Raw genomic sequence first — 21,256 nt, forward strand, 5'->3', positions numbered from 1 at the left:
GTGACGCGCGTTGCGCCAGTAGGTTCGCGGCGACCCGTAGGTTGTGATCCCAGGGGAGGGCGAATGCGCAAGGCGCTGAGATGGCTGCTCGCGCTTGTGGTGCTGATAGGCACCGTGAGCGCGGCAGGGGCATCGGCCGGGGCGGCCACGGCCGCGACACCGGACATCAAGGACCGGATCCTCGCGATCCCGGGCATGAGCCTGGTCGAGGAGAAGCCCTACACGGGCTACCGCTACTTCGTGTTCGAGTATGCCCAGCCCATCGACCACCACCATCCTTCGAAGGGCACCTTCGAGCAGCGCTTCACCCTGCTGCACAAGGACACCAGCCGGCCCACCGTCTTCTACACGGGCGGCTACAACGTCTCCACCACCCCCGGCCGCAGCGAGCCGACCCGGATCATCGACGGCAATCAGGTGTCGCTGGAGTACCGCTACTTCACACCCTCCCGGCCGCAGCCCGCCGACTGGTCGAAGCTGGACATCTGGCAGGCCGCGAGCGACCAGCATCGGCTGTACGAGGCGCTGAAGCCGATCTACTCCAAGAACTGGCTGACCACCGGCGGCTCCAAGGGCGGCATGACCGCCACCTACTACGAGCGGTACTACCCGCACGACATGGACGGCGTCGTCGCGTATGTCGCGCCCGACGACGTGGTCGACAAGGAGGACTCGGCGTATGACCGGTTCTTCGAGACCGTCGGCACCAAGGAGTGCCGCGCCAAGCTGGAGGGCGTCCAGCGCGAAGCACTCGTCCGGCGCAAGCCGCTGGAGAAGAAGTACGCCGCGTACGCGGCGGACAACGGCTACACGTTCCACACCGTCGGCAGCCTCGACAAGGCGTACGAGGCCGTGGTGCTCGACTACATCTGGGGCTTCTGGCAGTACAGCCTGCTCGCCGACTGCGCCACCATCCCCGCCGACGCCCCGCACGCCACCGACCAGGCGATCTGGGACTCCATCGACACGATCTCCGGCTTCTCCTTCTACACCGACCAGGGGCTCGAGCCGTACACGCCGTACTACTACCAGGCCGGCACCCAGCTCGGCTCGCCCGACATCACGCAGCCCTGGCTGGGCAAGCTGAGCCGCTACGGCTACCAGCCGCCCCGGCACTATGTGCCGCGCTCCATCCCGATGCGGTTCCAGCCGTTCGTGATGGACGACGTGGACCAGTGGGTGAAGCACCACGCCCACCACATGCTGTTCGTGTACGGGCAGAACGACCCGTGGGGTGCCGAGCGCTTCAGCGTCGGGCGGCACGCCGACGACAGTTACGTCTTCACCGCGCCCGGCATGAACCACGGCGCCAATGTCGCCGGTCTCGCCCCCGACGACAAGGCGAAGGCCACCGCGCGCATCCTGGCCTGGGCGGGCGTCGCCCCGGCGGCGGTCCGCTCCGACCCGGCGAAGGCCCGGCCGCTGGCCGGCTACGACGCGGCGCTCGACCGCAGCGCGGTCGAGCGCGGCCCCTCGCTGCGGCCGTGAGCCACCACCTGCCGGTGCCCGCCGTCCCAAGGGGCGAAGACCCGGGGACGGCGGGCACCGGCAGGCCCGGCGGCCTCAGTACGACAGGCCGTGGCCGACCGGATAGAGCACCTGCGCCGGATCGTCGGCGCGCTGGATCGGGACCGGCAGCCGCCCTCGCGGTTCCGCCCGGCCCGCGATCACCCGCGCCGCGGCCCTGAGCTCGACATCGGTCCAGCTGTAGGTGGCGAGCGCCGCGCCGACATCGGGCAGGTAGGCGATGTCGTACGGGTTGCGGATCGCGATCTGCACCACGGGCGCGCCGGCCGCGAGCAGTGCGGCCACCAGCCGGCCCTGCGGGTCACCCGGACCGGTGTTGTACGTCCCGACGATCACCGCGTCCATGTCCGTGGCGACGGCAGCCGCGGCGTCGATCGTTTCCGCGGTGGGGCTGGTGCCGGTGGACAGCACCGTGACGGCGAAGCCCAGCTCGGTCAGCGCCTTGCCGAGCACCGTGGTCGGCGGCCCGGTCGTGCCCGAGGGCGAGGCCGGGTCGGCGCCGACCACGAGCAGGTTCGTCCGGCGGCGCGGGGACAGCGGGAGCAGCGCGGCCCGGTTCACCAGCAGGGTGGTGGTCCGCTCGGCGATCCGGTCCGCGGTGGCCAGATGGGAGCGGGTGCCGACGGTCCGGTCGATCCGGCGGGCGTCCACGTAGGGGCGCTGCAGGAGACCGCGCCGTTCCTTGACCTGAAGCACCCGCAGAATCGACTCGTCGAGGCGCTCCTCGGTGATCTCCCCGCTCTCCACGGCGGAGCGCACCCCGTTCCACGCGGTGGCGAGGTCCGGCGGGTTCAGCAGCTGGTCGACGCCGGCCTTGAGCGCGAGCACCGGGACCCGGTCGTCGCCGTACTTGTCCCGCACACCCTGCATGCCCAGCGAATCGGTGATCACCACCCCCTGGTAGCCCAGCTCCTCGCGCAGGATGCCGGTGAGGATGGGACGGGAGAGAGTGGCCGGATCGTTGCTCGGGTCCAGGGCGGGGAACTGGATGTGCGCCGTCATGATCGAGTCGATCCCGGCGGCGATCGCCGCCCTGAACGGCGGCGCGTCGATGCGCTCCCACTCCTCACGGGTGTGGGTGATGACCGGGATGCCGGTGTGGCTGTCGACGGCGGTGTCGCCGTGGCCGGGGAAGTGCTTGGCGGTGGAGGCGATCCGGGAGCTCTGGTAGCCCTGCACCTCGGCGGCGACCATCCGGGCCACCGCGTCGGGTTCCGAGCCGAAGGACCGCACACCGATGACCGGGTTGGCCGGGTTGACGTTGACGTCGGCGTCCGGTGAGTAGTTCTGCCGGATGCCGATGGCGTCCAGTTCGCTGCCCGCGATCCGGCCCATCAGGTAGGCGTCGTCGCGGGAGCCGCCCGCGCCGAGCGCCATCGCGCCGGGGAAGAGGGTGGCGGGGTAGCCGACCCGGCAGACGATGCCGTGCTCCTGGTCGGTGGCGATCAGCAGGGGTACGGGGGTGTGCTGGGCGAGCCCGGCCCGCTGGATGCCGTTGGAGAGGTCGGCGATCTGGTACGGGTCACGGGTGTTGTGCGCCCAGGTGAAGTAGATGATGCCGCCGACGTGGTACGTGGCGATCAGTTCGGCGGCGTCACGCACCCCCATGTCGGTGAGATTGGCGTCGATGTCGGCCTGGTCCGGGTCGGTCGCCGAGTGCCCGTAGACGCGCATCACGAAGAGCTGACCGATCTTCTCCTCGATGCTCATGTGCGCGATGAGTCTCTTGAGCTGCCGGTCACGGCCCTGTCCGTGGTCGTGATCCCGGCTGCGCGGTTCGGCGTGGGCCGTGGTGCCGGTGGCCGCTGTTGCGGCCACTGCGGCGGTAGCGGTGAGCAGGGAGCGTCTGGAGGTGCGGTGGTGCACTGGTGCTCCTTCCGGCCATGCTGCGCAAGGAATTGAAGGAAACTTCCAATGAGCACGGATATCCGGAAAGTTACTGACAGGTCAAGGGTGCGGGCAGAACGACACGCAGAAAGATGCCGCAGCCCGGCGCGCCCTGCCCCTCGCGCTCACCCTCCTGCCGGGCCTCCGGCAAGCCGCTCCAGGAACTCCCGGCCCTGCGCCAGTTGCCCGGGCAGCTCCGCCGCCTGCGGGTACCAGCGCTTCTCGTACTCCCAGCACAGCCACCCGTCCGACGAGTCGAGCAGCCGCACGCACTCCGCGAGCGGCAGCACACCGGCGCCCAGCGCGATCGGGGTGGTGTCGTCGGCCGACGCGATGTCCTTGACCTGGGCGTAACCGAGGTGCGGGGCGAGGACCGCATGGCTGGCGGCCGGGGTCTCGCCGCCCAGCCAGGTGTGCATCACGTCCCAGAGCGCACCGACGTTCCGGTGGCCGACCGGGCCGAGAATGCGGGCCGCGTCGGCGCCGGTGCGATGCGAGTCGTGCGTCTCCAGCAGGATGCGCACCCCCTTGTCGGCGGCGAGTTCGGCGGCCACCCCCAGCCGGCGCGCGGCGGCCGCGTCGGCCTCCGCCCGGTCCTGGTCGCCGGCGCCGGGGAAGACCCGGACGAACGGGGCGCCGAGATCGGCGGCGAGGAAGACCAGCTCGGCGATCTCGCCCTCGATCTCCTTGTCGTCGCCCGGGGCGGCGACCCTGGCGTACCCGGCGACACCCAGGATCTCGACTCCGCCGCGGGCGAACTCCTCGGCGGCCGCCTGCCGTTCACGCAGACCGCTGCCGGGGTGCAGCGCCTCCTCGGGGTGCGCGCGCAGCTCGACCCCCTGGTAGCCGGTGTCGGCCGCGAGCCGCACCGCATCCTGGATGGTGATACCTGGCACTCCGAGGGTGGAGAACGCGAACTTCAACGTGGTGGTCCTTTCCAGCGACATCGTGCGGTTTCGTACGAGGTGGTTCTTCCCGGGCGACGAGTGTGACCCGTGCGCCCGGGCGGATCCGGTACACCGAGGCCGGGGCGTGGCGTGCCGTGTCGTGCGTGGCCGTGAGGGCCGCCTACCCCGCGAACGGGACGCCGGCGCCGCCCGACCCCGTACGGGAGACGCGCCCGCCCGAAGTCACTGCCGAGGCGCCGCCGTGGAGGCCCGCGCCGTCAACTCGCCGCGGACCATGGCGACGCCCCCCTCCGGGGGCGCCTCCCGGCCCATCGCGAGGCGTCCGGCCCGCGCCCCCGCCTCGTACAGCGGCAGCCGTACCGTGGTCAGCGCGGGGACCACGTCCACCGAGAACGGCAGGTCGTCGAAGCCGGCCACCGAGACGTCCTCGGGAATCCGCAGCCCTCGCTCGCGCAGCGCCGCGCAGGCGCCGAGCGCCACCGTGTCGTTCGCCGCCACCACGGCCGTCAACGAGGGTTCCCTGCGCAGGAGTTCCAGGGTGGCCCGGTAGCCGGAACCGCGGTCGTAGCCGCCGTGCACCGTCAGCCGGTCCTGCGTCTCCTCCGGGCCGCCGCCCGCCAGGCCCTTTTCGGCCAGTCCCGCTTCGGCCAGCGCCGCGCGGTGGCCCTCGAGCCGGTGGCGGGTCGTGGTGCGCTCCACCGGGCCCGCGACGTAGCCGATCCGCCGGTGGCCCAGCGACAGCAGGTGCTCGGTGAGGCGCTGACCGCCGCCCCGGTTGTCGAAGGTCAGCGTGGCGGCCACCGACTCGGCGCCCGGAAGCGGCGGCCGGCCGCACAGCACCACCCGGGTGCCCGCATCGGCCAGCCGCGCCAGCTTCGCGGAGACCGCCGCGCTGTGCGCGGGGTCCTCGAGCGCGCCCCCGGTCAGCACGACGGCGGCGGCGCGCTGGCGCTGCAGCAGGGTCAGGTAGGTGAGTTCGCGCTCCGGCGAGCCTCCCGTGTTGCACACGACGGCCAGCTTCTCGCCGCCGCCGCGTCCGGTGCCCTCCTGGCCGCCGATCTCGGACTGGGCCGCGCTCGCCATGATCCCGAAGAACGGGTCGGCGATGTCGTTGACCAGGATGCCGACCAGGTCGGAGGTGGCGGCGGCGAGCGAGCTCGCCTGCCCGTTCAGCACGTAGTCGAGCTCGTCCACGGCCCGTAGTACCCGGTCTCTGGTGGATACCGCGACGGGGTAGTTGCCGTTGAGCACCCGGGACACCGTCGCCGGGGAGACCCGGGCACGGGCCGCCACATCCGCGAGGGTCGCTGTCATGTCTGCCTCCGTGGCACTTCGCTGCGCATCTCGGTCACGCGTCTGCGCGGCCCCTTGTCGGGGCCGGTGTTCGCAGGTTAGCTTCATCCTGCTTAGAAAGCGCTTGCTATCGCTTGCTCATCGTTGCTGTATGGAGGAATTTCTCGTGACGCGCAAGACAGTGCGGATCGCCATGAACGGCGTAACCGGCCGGATGGGATACCGGCAGCATCTGGTCCGTTCCCTCCTCGCCCTGCGCGAGGAGGGCGGCCTCGACCTCGGCGACGGCACGGTGCTGTGGCCGGAAATCGTGCTGGTCGGCCGCCGCGAGCACGCGCTGCAGGCGATGGCGGCGAAGCACGGCCTGGAGCACTGGTCCACCGACCTGGACGCGGTGCTCGCCGACCCGGACCTCGACGTCTACTTCGACGCTCAGGTCACGTCGGCCCGCGAGGAGGCCCTGCGGAAGGCGATCGCGGCCGGAAAGCACATCTACACCGAGAAGCCGACCGCCACCGGACTGGCCGGCGCTCTGGAGCTGGCCAGGCTCGCGGACGCGGCCGGGATCAAGCACGGCGTGGTCCAGGACAAGCTCTTCCTGCCGGGCCTGCTGAAGCTCAAGCGCCTGATCGACGGGGGCTTCTTCGGGAAGATCCTCTCCGTCCGGGGCGAGTTCGGCTACTGGGTCTTCGAGGGCGACTGGCAGGACGCCCAGCGCCCCTCGTGGAACTACCGTGCCGAGGACGGCGGCGGCATCGTCGTCGACATGTTCCCGCACTGGGAGTACGTTCTGCACGAGCTCTTCGGCCGGGTCACCTCCGTGCAGGCGCTGACCGCCACCCACATCCCGCAGCGCTGGGACGAACAGCACAAGCCGTACGACGCCACCGCCGACGACGCCGCCTACGGCATCTTCGAGCTCGAGGGCGGTGCGATCGCCCAGATCAACTCCTCCTGGACCGTCCGGGTCAACCGCGACGAACTGGTCGAGTTCCAGGTCGACGGCACGGAGGGCTCCGCCGTAGCCGGTCTGCGCAACTGCCGTACCCAGCACCGGAGCACCACCCCCAAGCCGGTCTGGAACCCGGATCTGCCCGCCACGCACGCCTTCCGCGAGCAGTGGCAGGAGGTCCCGGACAACGGCGAATTCGACAACGGCTTCAAGGTCCAGTGGGAGCTCTTCCTGCGCCACGTCGCGCTCGACGAGCCCTACCACTGGGACCTGCTGGCCGGTGCGCGCGGTGTGCAGCTCGCCGAGCTGGGGCTGCAGTCGTCCGCCGAGGGCCGCCGGCTCGACGTTCCGGAGATCTCGCTGTGACGATCCTGCTGCCCCGCGCGGGCGGCGGTACGTACCGCTACCAGCCGCGCACCGAGCCCGCCGCGTTCGCCTCCGGCGGCGGCGCCCCGCTCGCCTCCCGTACGGTCTTCTCCGCGGCGCACGTCGTCGCCGACCCCTACGCCGACGTCTCGCCGGACGTCCCGGCCGCCGTCGACTGGGACGCCACCCTCGCCTTCCGCCACCACCTCTGGTCGCACGGCCTCGGCGTGGCGGAGGCGATGGACACCGCGCAGCGCGGCATGGGCCTGGACTGGCCGGGCGCCGCCGAGCTGATCCGCCGGTCCGCCGCCGAGGCCGGTTCGGTGGGCGGCGCCATCGCCTGCGGCGTCGGCACCGACCAACTGCCGTCCGGCGAGGTGACTCTGCACCAGGTCGTCGAGGCGTACGAGGACCAGCTGGCCCTGGTCGAGGAGACCGGCGCCCAGGCGATCCTGATGGCATCCAGGGCGCTGGCGGCCGCCGCGAAGAGCCCCGACGACTATCTGGAGGTTTACGGGCACCTGCTGCGCCAGTGCTCCGAGCCGGTCATCCTGCACTGGCTCGGCCCGATGTTCGACCCGGCACTGGACGGCTACTGGGGCTCGGCCGACCTGGACGCCGCTACGGAGACCTTCCTGGAGGTCATCAAGGCCCACCCGGACAAGGTCGACGGCATCAAGGTGTCGCTGCTGGACGCCGAACGCGAGGTCGACCTCCGCCGCCGCCTCCCCGACGGGGTGCGCTGCTACACCGGCGACGACTTCAACTACCCCGAACTGATCGCGGGCGACGAACGCGGCTTCAGCCACGCACTGCTCGGCATCTTCGACCCGCTGGGTCCGCTCGCCGCCGAGGCGGTCCGCGTCCTGGACACCGGTGACCGGCAGGGCTTCCGCGCCCTGCTCGACCCCACGGTGGAGCTGTCCCGCCACCTCTTCCAGAAGCCGACCCGCTTCTACAAGACCGGCGTGGTCCTCCTCGCCTGGCTGGCCGGCCACCAGTCGCACTTCACCATGGTCGGCGGACTCCAGTCGGCACGCTCCCTGCTGCACCTGGCGCGGGCCTACGAACTGGCCGACGGCCTGGGCCTTTTCCCCGACCCGGCGCTCGCCCAGCGCCGTATGACCTCCCTCCTGAACGTGTACGGAGTCGACCAGTGAGCACCGCAGACCTCTCCCGCTTCAGCATCAACCAGATGACCGTCAAGCAACTGTCGCTGCCCGAACTCACCGCTGCCTGCCGGGAGCTGGGTGTGCCCGGCGTCGGTCTGTGGCGGGAGCCGGTGCAGCAGTACGGGGTCGCCTCGGCGGCCAAGCTGGTACGGGACGCCGGGCTGACCGTCACCACGCTGTGCCGCGGCGGTTTCCTCACCGCGATCGACCCGGCCGAACGGGCCGCCGCGCTGGCCGACAACCGCGCGGCCGTCGACGAGGCGGCGACGCTCGGCACGGACACCCTGGTCCTGGTCTCCGGCGGCCTTCCGGCCGGCTCGAAGGACCTGCACGGCGCCCGGGAACGCATCGCCGACGCCTTGGCCGAGCTGGGCCCGTACGCGGCCGACCACGGCGTACGCCTCGCGATCGAGCCCCTGCACCCCATGTACGCCGCCGACCGATGCGTCATTTCCACCCTCACCCAGGCCCTCGACCTGGCCGAACGCTTCCCGGCCGAGCAGGTGGGGGTGGCCGTCGACACGTACCACATCTGGTGGGACGACCGGGCCCCGGCCGAGGTCGCCAGGGCGGGAGAAGGGGGCCGGATCCATACCTTCCAGCTGGCCGACTGGACGACGCCGTTGCCCGCCGGCGTACTCAACGGGCGCGGCCAGATCGGCGACGGGGCGGTGGACATGCGGGAGTGGCGCGAGCGGGTGGACGCGGCGGGGTACCGCGGACCGATCGAGGTCGAGCTGTTCAACGAGGCGCTGTGGGCCCGGGACGGGAAGGAGGTACTCCGGGAGACCGCCGAGCGGTTCGCGCTGCACGCGCTCTGACGGCCGACGAGCACGGCCGACGAGCACGGCCGACGAGCACGGCCGACGGCAACCGCTCGGTCAGCGGGTGGCGAGGAGTTCGAGTGTGTCGATCACTCGGTTGGAGAAGCCCCACTCGTTGTCGTACCAGGCCACCACCTTGATGTGGCGGCCGTCGACACGGGTGAGGGCCGAGTCGAAGATCGACGAGGCCGGATTGCCGGTGATGTCGGATGACACGAGCGGGTCGTCCGAGTACTCGAGGATGGCGGCGAGCGGTCCTTCCGCCGCGGTGCGGTACGCCGCCAGCACGTCGTCGCGGGTCACGTCGCGGGCGACGGTCGTGTTGAGTTCCACGATCGAGCCCACCGGGATCGGCACGCGGATCGAGTCGCCCGACAACTTGCCGTCCAGCTTCGGCAGCACGACGCCGATCGCCTTGGCGGCGCCCGTCGTGGTCGGCACGATGTTCTCAGCGGCGGCACGGGCCCGGCGGGCGTCGCGGTGCGGGCCGTCCTGCAGGTTCTGCTCCTGCGTGTAGGCGTGCACCGTCGTCATGAAGCCGTGCTCGATGCCGGCGAGTTCGTCGAGGACCGCTGCCAGCGGGGCGAGCGCGTTGGTGGTGCAGGAGGCGTTCGAGACGATGGTGTGCAGGGCCGGGTCGTACGCGTCGGTGTTGACGCCGTACGCGAGCGTGACGTCGGCGCCGTCCGACGGCGCGCTGACGAGCACCTTCTTCGCGCCCGCGTCGAGGTGGGCGCGGGCGGCCTCGGCCGAGGTGAAGCGGCCGGTCGCCTCGAGTACGACGTCGACGCCGAGCGCGGCCCAGGGCAGCTGAGCCGGGTCGCGTTCGGCGAGCACCTTGATGCGGCGGCCGTCGACGACGAGGGTGTCCGCCTCGGCGGTCACCGGGCGTCCGAGCCGGCCGGCCGTCGTGTCGTAGGCGAGCAGTCGCGCGAGGGTGGCGGGCTCCGTGAGGTCGTTGACGGCGACGATCTCGAGGTCACTGTCGCGTTCGAGCAGTGCGCGCAGCACATTGCGTCCGATGCGGCCGAATCCGTTGATGGCGATGCGAGTCATGAGTGTGTCCCTTCGGTTCACCCCCAGGTTCGCGCCCGGATTCCGCCCGGGACAGCGGCGTGATCGCCAGGGTTCGCAAGGATCGCGCCACGTGGGGGCGGGTTACTCGCCCTGGGTGAAGGTGCGCCGGTACTCGCTCGGCGTGGTGCCGAGGACACGCTGGAAGTGCAGCCGGAGATTCGCGCCGGTGCCGAGACCGATGTCGGCGGCGATCTGCTCGACGCTCCGCCCCGAACGCTCGAGCAGCTCACGGGCCATGTCGATGCGGGCGCGCATCACCCACTGCATCGGCGTGTAGCCGGTGTCCTCCACGAAGCGCCGCGAGAACGTGCGCGGCGAGACCGCCGCATGCCCGGCGAGCACCTTGAGGGTGAGGGGCTCACCGAGCCGGTGCAGCGCCCACTCGCGGGTGGCGGCGAACCGCTCGCCGAGCGGCTCGGGAACGCTGCGCGGCACGTACTGCGCCTGACCGCCGCTGCGGTAGGGGGCGGCGACCAGGCGCCGGGCCGCGTGGTTCGACGGAGCCACGCCGAGGTCGCTGCGCAGAATGTGCAGGCACAGGTCGATGCCGGAGGCAGCGCCTGCCGACGTCAGTACGCTGCCCTCGTCGACGAACAGCACGTTCTCGTCGACCCGGACGAGCGGATGCTTCGCGCTGAGCGCCCGCGAGTAATGCCAGTGCGTCGTGGCGCGCTTGCCGTCGAGCAGACCGGTCGCGGCGAGTGCGAAGGCGCCCGTCGAGATGGCGGCGAGCCGCGCGCCCGCGTCGTGGGCGGCGATCAGCGCATCGACGACGGCCGGGGGCGGGTCGTTGCGGTCCGGAAACCGGTAGCCGGGGATGAAGACGATGTCGGCCCAGGTGAGCGCGGAGAGGCCATGGGTGACGTGGTAGGAGAGGCCGTCGCCGCCGGTTACCGGACCGGGCGCCGCGCCGCACACCCGCACCTCGTACGGCATGCTCGCCCGGGTCGTGAACACCTGCGCGGGAATGCCGACGTCGAGCGGCTTCGCACCCTCGAGCACGAGGACGGCGACGCGACGCGGGTGGGAGGACGGCACGGAAACAGGGTACGAGGGGACGTGGGCCGGGTCACCTGGGCGCTGCGCCCGGATACCTCTCCCGGAATCCGTACAACCCTTCCCGGGTGACGGCAGTCGTACACGTCATCAGGGCTTCGGGGGGCCGTACCCGGGGGGATACGGGAAGCGCTGAGCGGGGGAGGGGAATGCGGTGGGGCCCGGTCCACGGATCGGGCCCCCACGCCACGGCGACGGGACGTCTGCTCAGAAGAAGACTCAGAAGAAGACGCCGCACCGCAGCAGCACATTGGCGTACGGCCGGGCCTCCCCCGTCCGCACCACCAGTCGCGCCCCTGCCGACCGGGACTTCAACTCCTCGTGCGGGACCAGCTCGAGAGCGGGAAAGCACCTGCCCAGCAGCCCAGCGGCAGCGGGGTTCGCTTCCAGGACCTCGTGCGCCGACGTCGCGCCCTCCACCACCAGCTCGGCCAGCAGTCCGTCGAGGACTTCGGCGAACGACGGCACGCCGGCCCGGAAGGCCAAGTCCACCAGTCGGGGGCCGTCCGGGACGGGCATCCCGGCGTCGCAGACGAGTACGCCGTCGCCGTGCCCCAGTTCGGCCAGCGCCCCGGCGAGATGACGGTTGAGGATTCCGGCCTTCTTCATCCGGCGACGACCTCTCCGGCGGTCGGATACGACTCCTGCGCGCCCGCCCCGGTGACCGCGGTGGCGCCCACCCGCGCGGCGAATGCGGCGGCCTCCGCGAGCTTGTCGCCCTGGCCGAGACGCCAGGCCAGCGCGGCGGTGAAGGCATCGCCCGCGCCGGTCGTGTCCACCGCGGCGACCCGTGGGCTCGGCACCCGCGAGACGGTGCCGGGGCCGGACTCGGCGATCAGCGCCCCCTCGGCGCCCAGGGTGATCACCACCGAGCGCGGGCCGAGACCGAGCAGCGCGGCGGCCCAGTCCTCGGGTCCTGGTCCGGCGGACGGGCCGAGCAGGACCCGGGCCTCGTGCTCGTTGACCACGAGCGGGTCGCAGGCGGCGAGCAGCTCGGTGGGCAGTGGGGCGGGCGGGGAGGGGTTCAGTACGAAACGGGTGCCGGGCGGCCGGGTGCGGACCACCTCGACGACGGTCTCCAGCGGGATCTCCAGCTGTGCGGACACCACCCGGGCCGCGGCGAGCAGGCTGCCCGCCGCGCGGACGTCGGCCGGGGTGAGCCGGGAGTTGGCGCCGGGGGAGACCACGATGCTGTTGTCGCCCGAGGGATCCACGGTGATCAGCGCCACGCCGGTGGGCGCGTCGCCGACCAGCACGCCGACGGTGTCCGCACCGGCCGACCGCTGCGCGTCGAGCAGCAGCCGGCCGTGGGCGTCGTCCCCGATCCGGGCCAGCAGCGCGCTCCTGGCGCCCAGCCGGGCGGCGGCTGCCGCCTGGTTGGCTCCCTTGCCGCCGGGGTGGACGGTCAGATCGGAGCCGAGCACCGTCTCGCCGGCCGCGGGCCTGCGCTCGACGCCGATCACCAGGTCGGCGTTGGCCGACCCTACGACCAGCAGGTCGTAGTCGTACATGTCTGTCCTGCTTTCCGGGAAGAACGTGCGTCGGTCAGGCGAAGGTGGCGACGTTCTTGCTGGTGACGACCTTGACCGGCACCTTCACCGCCTTGGGCACCGTCTTGCCGTGCGCGGCCCGCACCGCGTTCTGCACGGCCAGCCTGCCGAGCTCCGCGGGCTGCTGGGCGACCGATGCGTACAGGGTGCCGGCCTTGACCGCCTTGAACCCGTCGGGCGTTCCGTCGAAACCGATCACCTGGACGGACTTGCCGGCCTTGCTGCCGAGCGCCTTGATCGCGCCGAGCGCCATCTCGTCGTTGGCGGCGAAGACGCCGGTGACGCCGTGGTTGGCCTGCAGCATGTTGGTCATGACGTCGAGGCCCTTGGTGCGGTCGAAGTCGGCGGGCTGGCTGGCGACCACCTTGATGCCGGGGTAGGCCTTGATGCCCTCGGTGAAGCCCTGCTCGCGCTCCCGGGCCGCGGACGTGCCCGCGGTGCCCTGCAGTTCGACGATCCGGCCCTTGCCGCCGAGCTTCTCGGCCAGCGTCTTCGCGGCGAGCTTGCCGCCGGCCACGTTGTCGGAGGCGACCAGGGCGGCGACGTCGGCCTTGTTGACGCCGCGGTCGGCGGCGACCACCGGGATGTCCGCCTTGTTGGCGGCGCGGACCGAGGGACCGGAGGCGTCGGAGTCCACCGGGTTGATGACGATCGCCTTGATGCCCGAGCTGGTGAAGTTCTGTATCTGGTTGGCCTGCTGGGAAGCGTCGTTCTGGGCGTCGGTGACGGTCAGGTCGAGGCCCTCCGCCTTGGCCTCCTGCTGGGCGCCCGCCTTCATCTGGACGAAGAACGGGTTGTTCATGGTGGACAGGGACAGGCCGACCTTGAGGCGGGTGCCGGACGAGCCGGAGTTGTTGAAGAACGACACGGCAGCGACCACGGCCGCCACACACACCACGGCGACCCCGGCCTTGATCACCTGTGGCCGCTTGCCGCCCGGCGAGCCGGTGCCCGCCGCAGCGGAGGTGCCGGTGCCGGTGCCGGCGCGGCGGCGCAGGGTATCCAGCAGGACCGCCAGCGCGATGACTACGCCGATCACCACCTGCTGCCAGAAGGCGGACACCGAGAGGAGGTTGAGGCCGTTGCGCAGTACGGCGAGGATCAGCGCGCCGATCAGCGTGCCGGACGCCTTGCCGACGCCGCCGGAGAGGCTGGCGCCGCCGATGACGACCGCGGCGATCGCGTCGAGTTCGTACCCGTTGGCGGCCTGCGGCTGCGCGGAGGAGAGCCGGGCGGCGAGGACGATGCCCGCGGCGGCGGCGAAGAGCCCGGACAACGCGTAGATGGCGAGCTTCTGCCGCTTGACCCGCAGTCCGGACAGCCGGGCGGCCTCCTCGTTGCCGCCGATCGCGTACATCGAGCGGCCGATGTACGTACGGGACAGCACCAGCGCGGTGAGCAGACCCATCACGATCATCACGATCACCGGGACCGGCAGCCAGCCGCCGAGGGTGTCACCGAGCGAGGAGACCGAGCCGGGGAAGGCGATCGGGGAGCCCTGCGAGATGACCAGTGAGAGTCCGCGGCCGATCGACAGCATGGCCAGCGTCGCGATGAACGGCGGGAGTTTGCCGTACGAGATGAGCGCGCCGTTGACCAGGCCGCAGGCGATGCCGGTACCGATGGCGAAGACCACCGCCAGCCAGACCGGCAGTCCCTCGGAGGTCGCCGTCCAGGCGAGCACGGTCGCGGAGAGCGCGGCCACCGAGCCGACCGAGAGGTCGATGCCCGCCGAGACGATGACGAAGGTGACGCCGAACGCCAGGATCGCGGTGACCGCGGCCTGCACGCCGACGTTGAGCAGGTTCTGGGTGGTGAGGAAGTCGCCGGAGAGCAGCGACATCGCCACCACCAGGACCACCAGGGCGCTGAGCGCGCCGTTGTCGAGCAGAATGCGGCGGACTGCCGAGGCGCCACTCGCGCCCGTTGAGCCCTTGAGCGTGTCAGTGGTCACTGGAGGCCCTCTGCTTCCTTCGCTTCAGTGCTGGGTGTGGTCGGGGCTGAGGTGGTGACGGCGAGTGCCATCACCGCGTCCTGGGTTGCTTCGTGTGCGGTGAGTTCGCCGGCGATCCGGCCCTGGGCCATCACCAGCACCCGGTCGCTCATGCCGAGCACCTCGGGGAGATCGCTGGAGATCATCAGGACCGCGTGTCCGGCGGCCGTCAGCTCGTTGATCAGCTGGTAGATCTCGACCTTCGCGCCGACGTCGATGCCCCGGGTCGGCTCGTCGAGGATCAGCACCCGGGTGTCGGCGAGCAGCCATTTGCCGATGACGACCTTCTGCTGGTTGCCGCCGGACAGGGTGCCCACGTGCTGGCCGAGCCCGGCCATCCGGACGCCGAGCTGTTCGGCGATGCGCGCGGCCGCGGTCTGCTGGCCCTTGAGGTCGACCAGTCCGCCGCGGGTGGCGGAACGCAGGGTGACCAGGCCGAGGTTCTCCTGGACCGAGGCCTCCAGCAGCAGGCCCTGGCCCTTGCGGTCCTCGGGGACCAGGCCGATCCCGGCGCCCATCGCGGCGTTCACATCGTGCCCGGGGAGCGGCCTGCCGGTGACGGCGACGGTGCCGGAGTCGTAGGGGTCGGCGCCGAAGACGGCGCGGGCCACCTCGGTGCGTCCGGCGCCGACGAGACCGGCCAGGCCGACCACCTCACCGGCCCGCACCTCGAAGCTGACGTCGTGGAAGTGCCCGTGCCGGCTCAGCCCGCGCACCGCGAGCAACGGCTCGCCGATTTCCGGGCGTTGCCGCGGGAACTGCTGATCGATGGAGCGGCCGACCATCAGCCGGACGAGTTCGTCCTCCGGGGTGGAGGCGGGCACCTGGTCGATGCTGCGGCCGTCGCGCAGCACGGTGACCCGGTCGCCGAGTGCGGCGATCTCCTCCAGGTGGTGGGTGATGAAGACGATGCCCACGCCGTCCTCGCGCAGCGTGCGGACGAGCGCGAAGAGCTTCTCCACCTCGCCCGAGGTGAGGACGGCGGTCGGTTCGTCCATGATCAGGACGCCGGTCCGCAGACTCAGCGCCTTCGCGATCTCCACCATCTGCAGCCGGGCGATGCCCAGTTCGCGCACCTTGGTACGCGGCGAGACGTCGACCCCGACCCGGTGCAGCAACTCCTGGGCGTCCGCCTCCATCCGGCCGCGGTCGATCATGCCGAAGCGGCGCGGCTGCCGGCCGAGGAAGATGTTCTCGGCGACCGTCAGGTCCGGCACCAGGTTGAACTCCTGGTAGATGGTGGCGATGCCGAGGCGTTCGGCGTCCTGCGCGCCGTGGATGCGGACCTCGCGCCCCTCGGAGAAGATCCGGCCGCTGTCCGGGCGGTAGGCGCCGGAGAGCATCTTGATCAGGGTGCTCTTGCCCGCGCCGTTCTCACCGAGCAGGACGTGCACCTCGCCGCGGCGCAGGTCGAAGTCGACGCTGTCGAGCGCGACCACACCGGGGAAGGTCTTGCGGATGGCTTCGATGCGCAGCAACTCGTCGGGGTTGCTCACCGGTCGCTCCTGTTCGTCGTGGGGGCCGTCGGCCGCGGGGGTTCGGGTTCGCCGCAGGAGCGTCTGATCATCAGCCGGGCGGGCAGGATGGCGGACTGCGGTTCCCTGCCCTCCAGCCGGTCGATCAGCGCCCGGACGGCGGCCCTGCCGAGTTCGCCGGTCGGTTGGGCGATCGCGGTGATCGCCGGGTCCGTGTGGACGAACCACGGGATGTCGTCGAAGGCCGCCAGCGCGATGTCGTGCGGGATGCGCAGTCCGTGACCGCGGATCGCGTCCATGGCACCGAGTGTCATCAGGTTGTCGGCGGCGAACACCACCTCGGGCGGCTCGGGGAGGGCGAGGAAGCGGTTGGTCTCCCGGCGGCCGCTGTCGGCCTGGAAGTCGCCGTGCCCGATATAGGCGTCGGGCAGCGGCAGTCCGTACTCCCGGAGTGCGTCGCGGAAGGCCTCGATGCGCTCGTTACCGGTCGTCGTGGTGGCCGGTCCGGCGATGATGGCGAGCCTGCGGTGGCCAAGACCGTGCAGGTGGGCGACCAGTTCGCGAACCGCCGCGCGCCCGTCGGACCGTACGACAGGTACGTCCACGCCCGGGATCCAGCGGTCCACGAAGACCATCGGGGTACCGGAGCCGGCCGCGTCCAGCATCAGCGGGGAGCCGCCGTCGGTCGGGCTGACCAGGAGTCCGTCGATGCGCCGGTCGAGCAGCGTACGGATGTGGTGGTCCTGCTGGGCGGGCTGCTCGTCGGCGTTGCCGATGATGACGCTGAAGCCGTGCGCCCGGGCCTCGTCCTCCACGGAGCGGGCCAGCTCGGTGAAGTACGGGTTCAGGACGTCGCTGATGACCAGACCGAGCGTCCGGGTCCTGTCCGTGCGCAGCGACCGGGCGACCGCGTTGGGCCGGTAGCCGAGGGCCTCGACGGTGGCCAGCACCCGGGCGCGGGTGTCGGGGCGGACGGACGGATGGCCGTTCAGGGCGCGGGACACCGTGGCGACGGATACCCCCGCACCGGCTGCGACGTCCTTGATGCTCGCCATCGCAGGACCACCTCCTTGTGGGCCATGGAATCGATGCTCCATGGAATCGATTACACGAGCGATTGGAATCGATTACACAGTCGGCGGTCAAGGGGGGACCCGGCATCCGTGACGCGATCGTGATACGACGGCTGCGACTCCGGCTGTCGGTCCCGGGCGGTAGCGTCGGCGCATGTCGAACATGGCAGTGCTGGAAGGGGTCCTGGAGAGGATCACGTACGCGAACGAGGAGAACGGCTACACCGTCGCCCGCGTCGACACCGGCCGGGGCAGCGACCTGCTCACCGTCGTCGGCTCGCTGCTCGGCGCCCAGCCCGGCGAGTCGCTGCGCATGGAGGGCCGCTGGGGCTCGCACTCCCAGTACGGCAGGCAGTTCACGGTGGAGAACTACACGACGATCCTCCCCGCCACCATCCAGGGCATCCGCCGCTACCTCGGTTCCGGACTGATCAAGGGCATCGGCCCCGTCATGGCCGACCGGATCACCACGCACTTCGGCCTCGACACCCTCGACGTGATCGAGCAGGAGCCCAAGCGCCTCATCGAGGTACCGGGCCTCGGCCCGAAGCGTACGAAGCTGATCGGCGCGGCCTGGGAGGAGCAGAAGGCGATCAAGGAGGTGATGATCTTCCTGCAGGGGGTAGGGGTCTCCACCTCCATCGCCGTGCGCATCTACAAGAAGTACGGCGACGCGTCGATCTCCGTGGTGAAGAACGAGCCCTACCGGCTGGCCGCCGACGTGTGGGGCATCGGCTTCCTGACCGCCGACCGCATCGCCCAGGCCGTCGGCATCCCGCACGACTCACCGGAGCGGGTGAAGGCCGGCCTGCAGTACGCGCTGTCCCAGTCCACCGAGCAGGGGCACTGCTTCCTCCCGGAGGAGCAGCTGATCGCCGACGCGGTGAAACTCCTGCAGGTCGACACCGGCCTGGTCATCGACTGCCTCGCGGAACTGGCCGCCGATGAGGGCGTCGTCAGGGAGCGGGTGCCGGGCCCTGAGGGCGGCGAGGAGTGGGTCACCGCGGTCTATCTGGTGCCCTTCCACCGGGCCGAGCTCTCGCTCGCCTCCCAGTTGCTGCGGCTGCTGCGCACCGAGGAGGACCGGATGCCGGCCTTCCGGGACGTCGACTGGGACACGGCGCTGTCCTGGCTCGCCGCGCGGACCGGCGCGGAGCTGGCCCCGGAACAGCAGGCGGCGGTCCGGCTCGCGCTGACCGAGAAGGTCGCCGTGCTCACCGGGGGCCCGGGCTGCGGAAAGTCCTTCACGGTGCGCTCCGTGGTGGAGCTGGCCCGCGCCAAGAAGGCCAAGGTGGTGCTGGCGGCCCCCACCGGGCGGGCCGCGAAACGGCTGGCCGAGCTGACCGGGGCGGACGCCTCCACCGTGCACCGGTTGCTGGAGCTGAAGCCGGGCGGTGACGCGGCGTACGACCGGGACCGCCCGCTCGACGCGGATCTGGTGGTGGTCGACGAGGCGTCCATGCTGGACCTGCTGCTCGCCAACAAGCTGGTCAAGGCGGTGGCCCCGGGCGCGCATCTGCTGCTGGTCGGTGATGTGGACCAGCTGCCCTCGGTCGGCGCGGGGGAGGTGCTGCGCGATCTGCTGGTCGCCGGGGGGCCGGTGCCGCGGGTGCGGCTCACCCGGATCTTCCGCCAGGCCCAGCAGTCCGGGGTGGTCACCAACGCGCACCGGATCAACTCCGGCAGTCAACCCCTCACTCAGGGTCTGCCGGACTTCTTTCTCTTCGTCGAGGACGAGACGGAGGAGGCCGGCAAACTCACCGTCGACGTGGCGGCCCGCCGCATCCCGCAGAAGTTCGGCCTGGACCCGCGCCGGGACATCCAGGTGCTGGCGCCCATGCACCGCGGCCCGGCCGGCGCGGGGACGCTCAACGGGCTGCTCCAGCAGGCGATCACACCTGCTCGGCCCGGCCTGCCGGAGAAGCGGTTCGGTGGCCGGGTCTTCCGTGTGGGCGACAAGGTGACGCAGATCAGAAATAATTACGACAAAGGGGCGAACGGCGTCTTCAACGGCACGGTCGGGGTGGTCACCGCACTCGATCCGGACGAGCAGAAACTCACCGTGCTCACCGACGAGGACGAGGAAGTACCCTACGAATTCGACGAGTTGGACGAGCTGGCGCACGCCTACGCGGTGACCATCCACCGCTCGCAGGGCAGCGAGTACCCGGCGGTGGTCATTCCGGTCACCACCGGCGCCTGGATGATGCTCCAGCGCAACCTGCTCTACACGGCGGTCACCCGGGCCAGGAAGCTGGTGGTCCTGGTGGGCTCCCGCAAGGCCATCGGACAGGCGGTGCGCACGGTCTCCGCGGGCAGGCGCTGCACCGCACTGGACCACCGACTGTCCGGAGGACGAGCGGAGCCGCCGCGGTGGGAAACATCACCCGGGCTTTCGGAACCGGGACCGAGAAGGCAGGATGAATAGGTTGGCGGCACTGAGTGCCGCCGATTAGCCCAATGGGCGACCCCGAGTGCACTCTGCTGAGCCAAGTGGGGGATGGTAGAGACAGTCAGGGCACCTCGAAGAAGAGGCACTACCGTCGGTGAGGGATGACGTGAGCGACAACTCTGTAGTACTGCGGTACGGCGATGGCGAGTACACCTACCCGGTGATCGACAGCACCGTCGGCGACAAGGGCTTCGACATCGGGAAGCTACGCGCCCAGACCGGTCTGGTGACGCTGGACAGCGGATACGGCAATACGGCCGCCTATAAATCCGCGATCACCTACCTCGACGGCGAGCAGGGCATCCTGCGCTACCGCGGGTACCCGATCGAGCAGCTGGCCGAGCAGTCGAGCTTCCTCGAGACGGCATATCTGCTGATCAACGGCGAGCTCCCCAAGGTCGACGAGATTTCGACCTTCAAGAACGAGATTACCCAGCACACCCTGCTGCACGAGGACGTCAAGCGGTTCTTCGACGGCTTCCCGCGCGACGCGCACCCGATGGCCATGCTGTCGTCGGTGGTCAGCGCGCTGTCCACGTTCTACCAGGACAGCCACAACCCCTTCGACGAGCAGCAGCGGCACCTTTCGACGATCCGCCTGATCGCCAAGCTGCCGACCATCGCGGCCTACGCGTACAAGAAGTCGATCGGCCACCCGTTCGTCTACCCGCGCAACGACCTGGGCTACGTCGAGAACTTCCTGCGGATGACCTTCTCGGTCCCTTCGCAGGAGTACGTGCCGGACCCGGTCGTCGTATCGGCGCTGGACAAGCTGCTGATCCTGCACGCGGACCACGAGCAGAACTGCTCGACCTCCACCGTGCGTCTGGTCGGCTCCTCGCAGGCCAACATGTTCGCCTCGATCTCTGCGGGCATCAGCGCGCTGTGGGGCCCGCTGCACGGCGGCGCCAACCAGTCGGTGCTGGAGATGCTCGAGGGCATCAAGCAGTCCGGCGGCGACGTCGACACCTTCATCCGCAAGGTGAAGAACAAGGAAGACGGCGTGAAGCTGATGGGCTTCGGGCACCGCGTCTACAAGAACTTCGACCCCCGGGCGAAGATCATCAAGGCGGCGGCGCACGATGTCCTCTCGGCCCTCGGCAAGGACGACGAGCTGCTCGACATCGCGCTGAAGCTCGAGGAGCACGCGCTGGCCGACGACTACTTCGTGGAGCGGAAGCTCTACCCGAACGTCGACTTCTACACCGGCCTGATCTACCGGGCGATGGGCTTCCCGACCGAGATGTTCACCGTGCTCTTCGCCATCGGCCGCCTTCCCGGCTGGATCGCCCAGTGGCACGAGATGATCAAGGAGCCGGGCAGCCGTATCGGCCGTCCGCGCCAGATCTACACCGGAGAGGTCCTCCGCGACTTCACCCCGGTCCAAGGCCGCTGACTCCGACTCCGACACCGGCGCCGGCTCCGAGCAGCCGCGCCCACCGATCGAAAAGCGCCCCGCCGCCGATCCCCCCACGGGTCGACGCACGGGGCGCTTCCCATTCCCCGGTCGGATTCCCCCCACGGGATCCGCTCCGGGCGTCTGGTGGGCACAGAAGTGCCCGTGCCGCGCTCTGCCGGGGTACGTACACGACGGGAGGGCCGCTCAAAGCTCTCCGTGGCACGTGCCCCGGCCAACGCTTGCCACGGAACG

16 protein-coding genes are annotated in these 21,256 nt (G+C 70.8%); 6 read left to right on the forward strand and 10 right to left on the reverse strand.

Features of this window, described 5'->3' with window-relative positions:
• Nucleotides 1–63: 63 nt before the first annotated feature.
• Complete coding sequence (locus AB0436_RS14925) at nucleotides 64–1,488, forward strand: S28 family serine protease (RefSeq protein WP_366468238.1); 1,425 nt, start codon at nucleotides 64–66, stop codon at nucleotides 1,486–1,488.
• A gap of 75 nt (nucleotides 1,489–1,563) precedes the next feature.
• Here the strand turns inward: AB0436_RS14925 and AB0436_RS14930 are convergent, their stop codons facing one another.
• The 3 genes from AB0436_RS14930 to AB0436_RS14940 all read right to left on the reverse strand — a co-directional run bounded on the left by AB0436_RS14930 (nucleotide 1,564) and on the right by AB0436_RS14940 (nucleotide 5,636).
• Complete coding sequence (locus tag AB0436_RS14930) at nucleotides 1,564–3,393, reverse strand: glycoside hydrolase family 3 protein (protein ID WP_366468239.1); 1,830 nt, start codon at nucleotides 3,391–3,393, stop codon at nucleotides 1,564–1,566.
• 146 nt (nucleotides 3,394–3,539) lie between these two features.
• Complete coding sequence (locus tag AB0436_RS14935; RefSeq protein WP_366468325.1) at nucleotides 3,540–4,337, reverse strand: sugar phosphate isomerase/epimerase family protein; 798 nt, start codon at nucleotides 4,335–4,337, stop codon at nucleotides 3,540–3,542.
• A gap of 207 nt (nucleotides 4,338–4,544) precedes the next feature.
• Complete coding sequence (locus tag AB0436_RS14940; RefSeq protein ID WP_366468240.1) at nucleotides 4,545–5,636, reverse strand: LacI family DNA-binding transcriptional regulator; 1,092 nt, start codon at nucleotides 5,634–5,636, stop codon at nucleotides 4,545–4,547.
• Nucleotides 5,637–5,781: 145 nt separating this feature from the next.
• On the opposite strand from AB0436_RS14940, the gene AB0436_RS14945 reads away from it, so the two are divergent.
• From AB0436_RS14945 to AB0436_RS14955, 3 genes are read left to right on the forward strand one after another with little or no spacing between them, the layout of a single operon-like run.
• Nucleotides 5,782–6,933, forward strand: coding sequence for a Gfo/Idh/MocA family oxidoreductase (locus AB0436_RS14945; protein ID WP_366468241.1), 1,152 nt, complete (start codon nucleotides 5,782–5,784; stop codon nucleotides 6,931–6,933).
• The gene (locus tag AB0436_RS14950) at nucleotides 6,930–8,093 is read left to right on the forward strand and encodes a dihydrodipicolinate synthase family protein (protein WP_366468242.1); all 1,164 of its coding nucleotides are present in this window, start codon (nucleotides 6,930–6,932) and stop codon (nucleotides 8,091–8,093) included. The genes AB0436_RS14945 and AB0436_RS14950 overlap by 4 nt, the downstream gene beginning before the upstream one ends.
• Before the next feature lie 35 nt (nucleotides 8,094–8,128).
• On the forward strand, nucleotides 8,129–8,926 hold the full coding sequence (locus AB0436_RS14955) for a sugar phosphate isomerase/epimerase family protein (protein WP_366468326.1): 798 nt from the start codon (nucleotides 8,129–8,131) through the stop codon (nucleotides 8,924–8,926).
• 60 nt (nucleotides 8,927–8,986) lie between these two features.
• Here the strand turns inward: AB0436_RS14955 and gap are convergent, their stop codons facing one another.
• The 7 genes from gap to AB0436_RS14990 form a co-directional block, all read right to left on the reverse strand.
• Complete coding sequence (gap, locus tag AB0436_RS14960) at nucleotides 8,987–9,985, reverse strand: type I glyceraldehyde-3-phosphate dehydrogenase (RefSeq protein ID WP_366468243.1); 999 nt, start codon at nucleotides 9,983–9,985, stop codon at nucleotides 8,987–8,989.
• A gap of 102 nt (nucleotides 9,986–10,087) precedes the next feature.
• Entirely contained in the window at nucleotides 10,088–11,044 is a 957-nt protein-coding gene (locus AB0436_RS14965; RefSeq protein ID WP_366468244.1) for a helix-turn-helix domain-containing protein, read from the reverse strand.
• 237 nt (nucleotides 11,045–11,281) lie between these two features.
• Nucleotides 11,282–11,671, reverse strand: coding sequence for a D-ribose pyranase (gene rbsD / locus AB0436_RS14970; protein ID WP_366468245.1), 390 nt, complete (start codon nucleotides 11,669–11,671; stop codon nucleotides 11,282–11,284).
• Nucleotides 11,668–12,573, reverse strand: coding sequence for a ribokinase (locus AB0436_RS14975; protein WP_366468246.1), 906 nt, complete (start codon nucleotides 12,571–12,573; stop codon nucleotides 11,668–11,670). Before AB0436_RS14975 ends, rbsD begins: the two co-directional genes overlap by 4 nt.
• Nucleotides 12,574–12,607: 34 nt before the next feature.
• Entirely contained in the window at nucleotides 12,608–14,566 is a 1,959-nt protein-coding gene (locus AB0436_RS14980; protein ID WP_366468247.1) for a substrate-binding domain-containing protein, read from the reverse strand.
• Nucleotides 14,563–16,101 (reverse strand): sugar ABC transporter ATP-binding protein, encoded by a 1,539-nt coding sequence (locus AB0436_RS14985; RefSeq protein WP_366468248.1) that lies wholly within the window; start codon nucleotides 16,099–16,101, stop codon nucleotides 14,563–14,565. The genes AB0436_RS14980 and AB0436_RS14985 overlap by 4 nt, the downstream gene beginning before the upstream one ends.
• On the reverse strand, nucleotides 16,098–17,135 hold the full coding sequence (locus AB0436_RS14990; protein WP_366468249.1) for a LacI family DNA-binding transcriptional regulator: 1,038 nt from the start codon (nucleotides 17,133–17,135) through the stop codon (nucleotides 16,098–16,100). Before AB0436_RS14990 ends, AB0436_RS14985 begins: the two co-directional genes overlap by 4 nt.
• 172 nt (nucleotides 17,136–17,307) lie before the next feature.
• On the opposite strand from AB0436_RS14990, the gene AB0436_RS14995 reads away from it, so the two are divergent.
• Together AB0436_RS14995 and AB0436_RS15000 are read left to right on the forward strand one after the other, a co-directional pair.
• Nucleotides 17,308–19,581 (forward strand): ATP-dependent RecD-like DNA helicase, encoded by a 2,274-nt coding sequence (locus AB0436_RS14995; protein ID WP_366468250.1) that lies wholly within the window; start codon nucleotides 17,308–17,310, stop codon nucleotides 19,579–19,581.
• A 130-nt stretch (nucleotides 19,582–19,711) separates the two neighbouring features.
• On the forward strand, nucleotides 19,712–21,001 hold the full coding sequence (locus AB0436_RS15000) for a citrate synthase (protein ID WP_366468251.1): 1,290 nt from the start codon (nucleotides 19,712–19,714) through the stop codon (nucleotides 20,999–21,001).
• Nucleotides 21,002–21,256 lie beyond the last annotated feature (255 nt).

The organism is Streptomyces sp. NPDC051322, assembly GCF_040689485.1.
GTDB lineage: Bacteria > Actinomycetota > Actinomycetes > Streptomycetales > Streptomycetaceae > Streptomyces.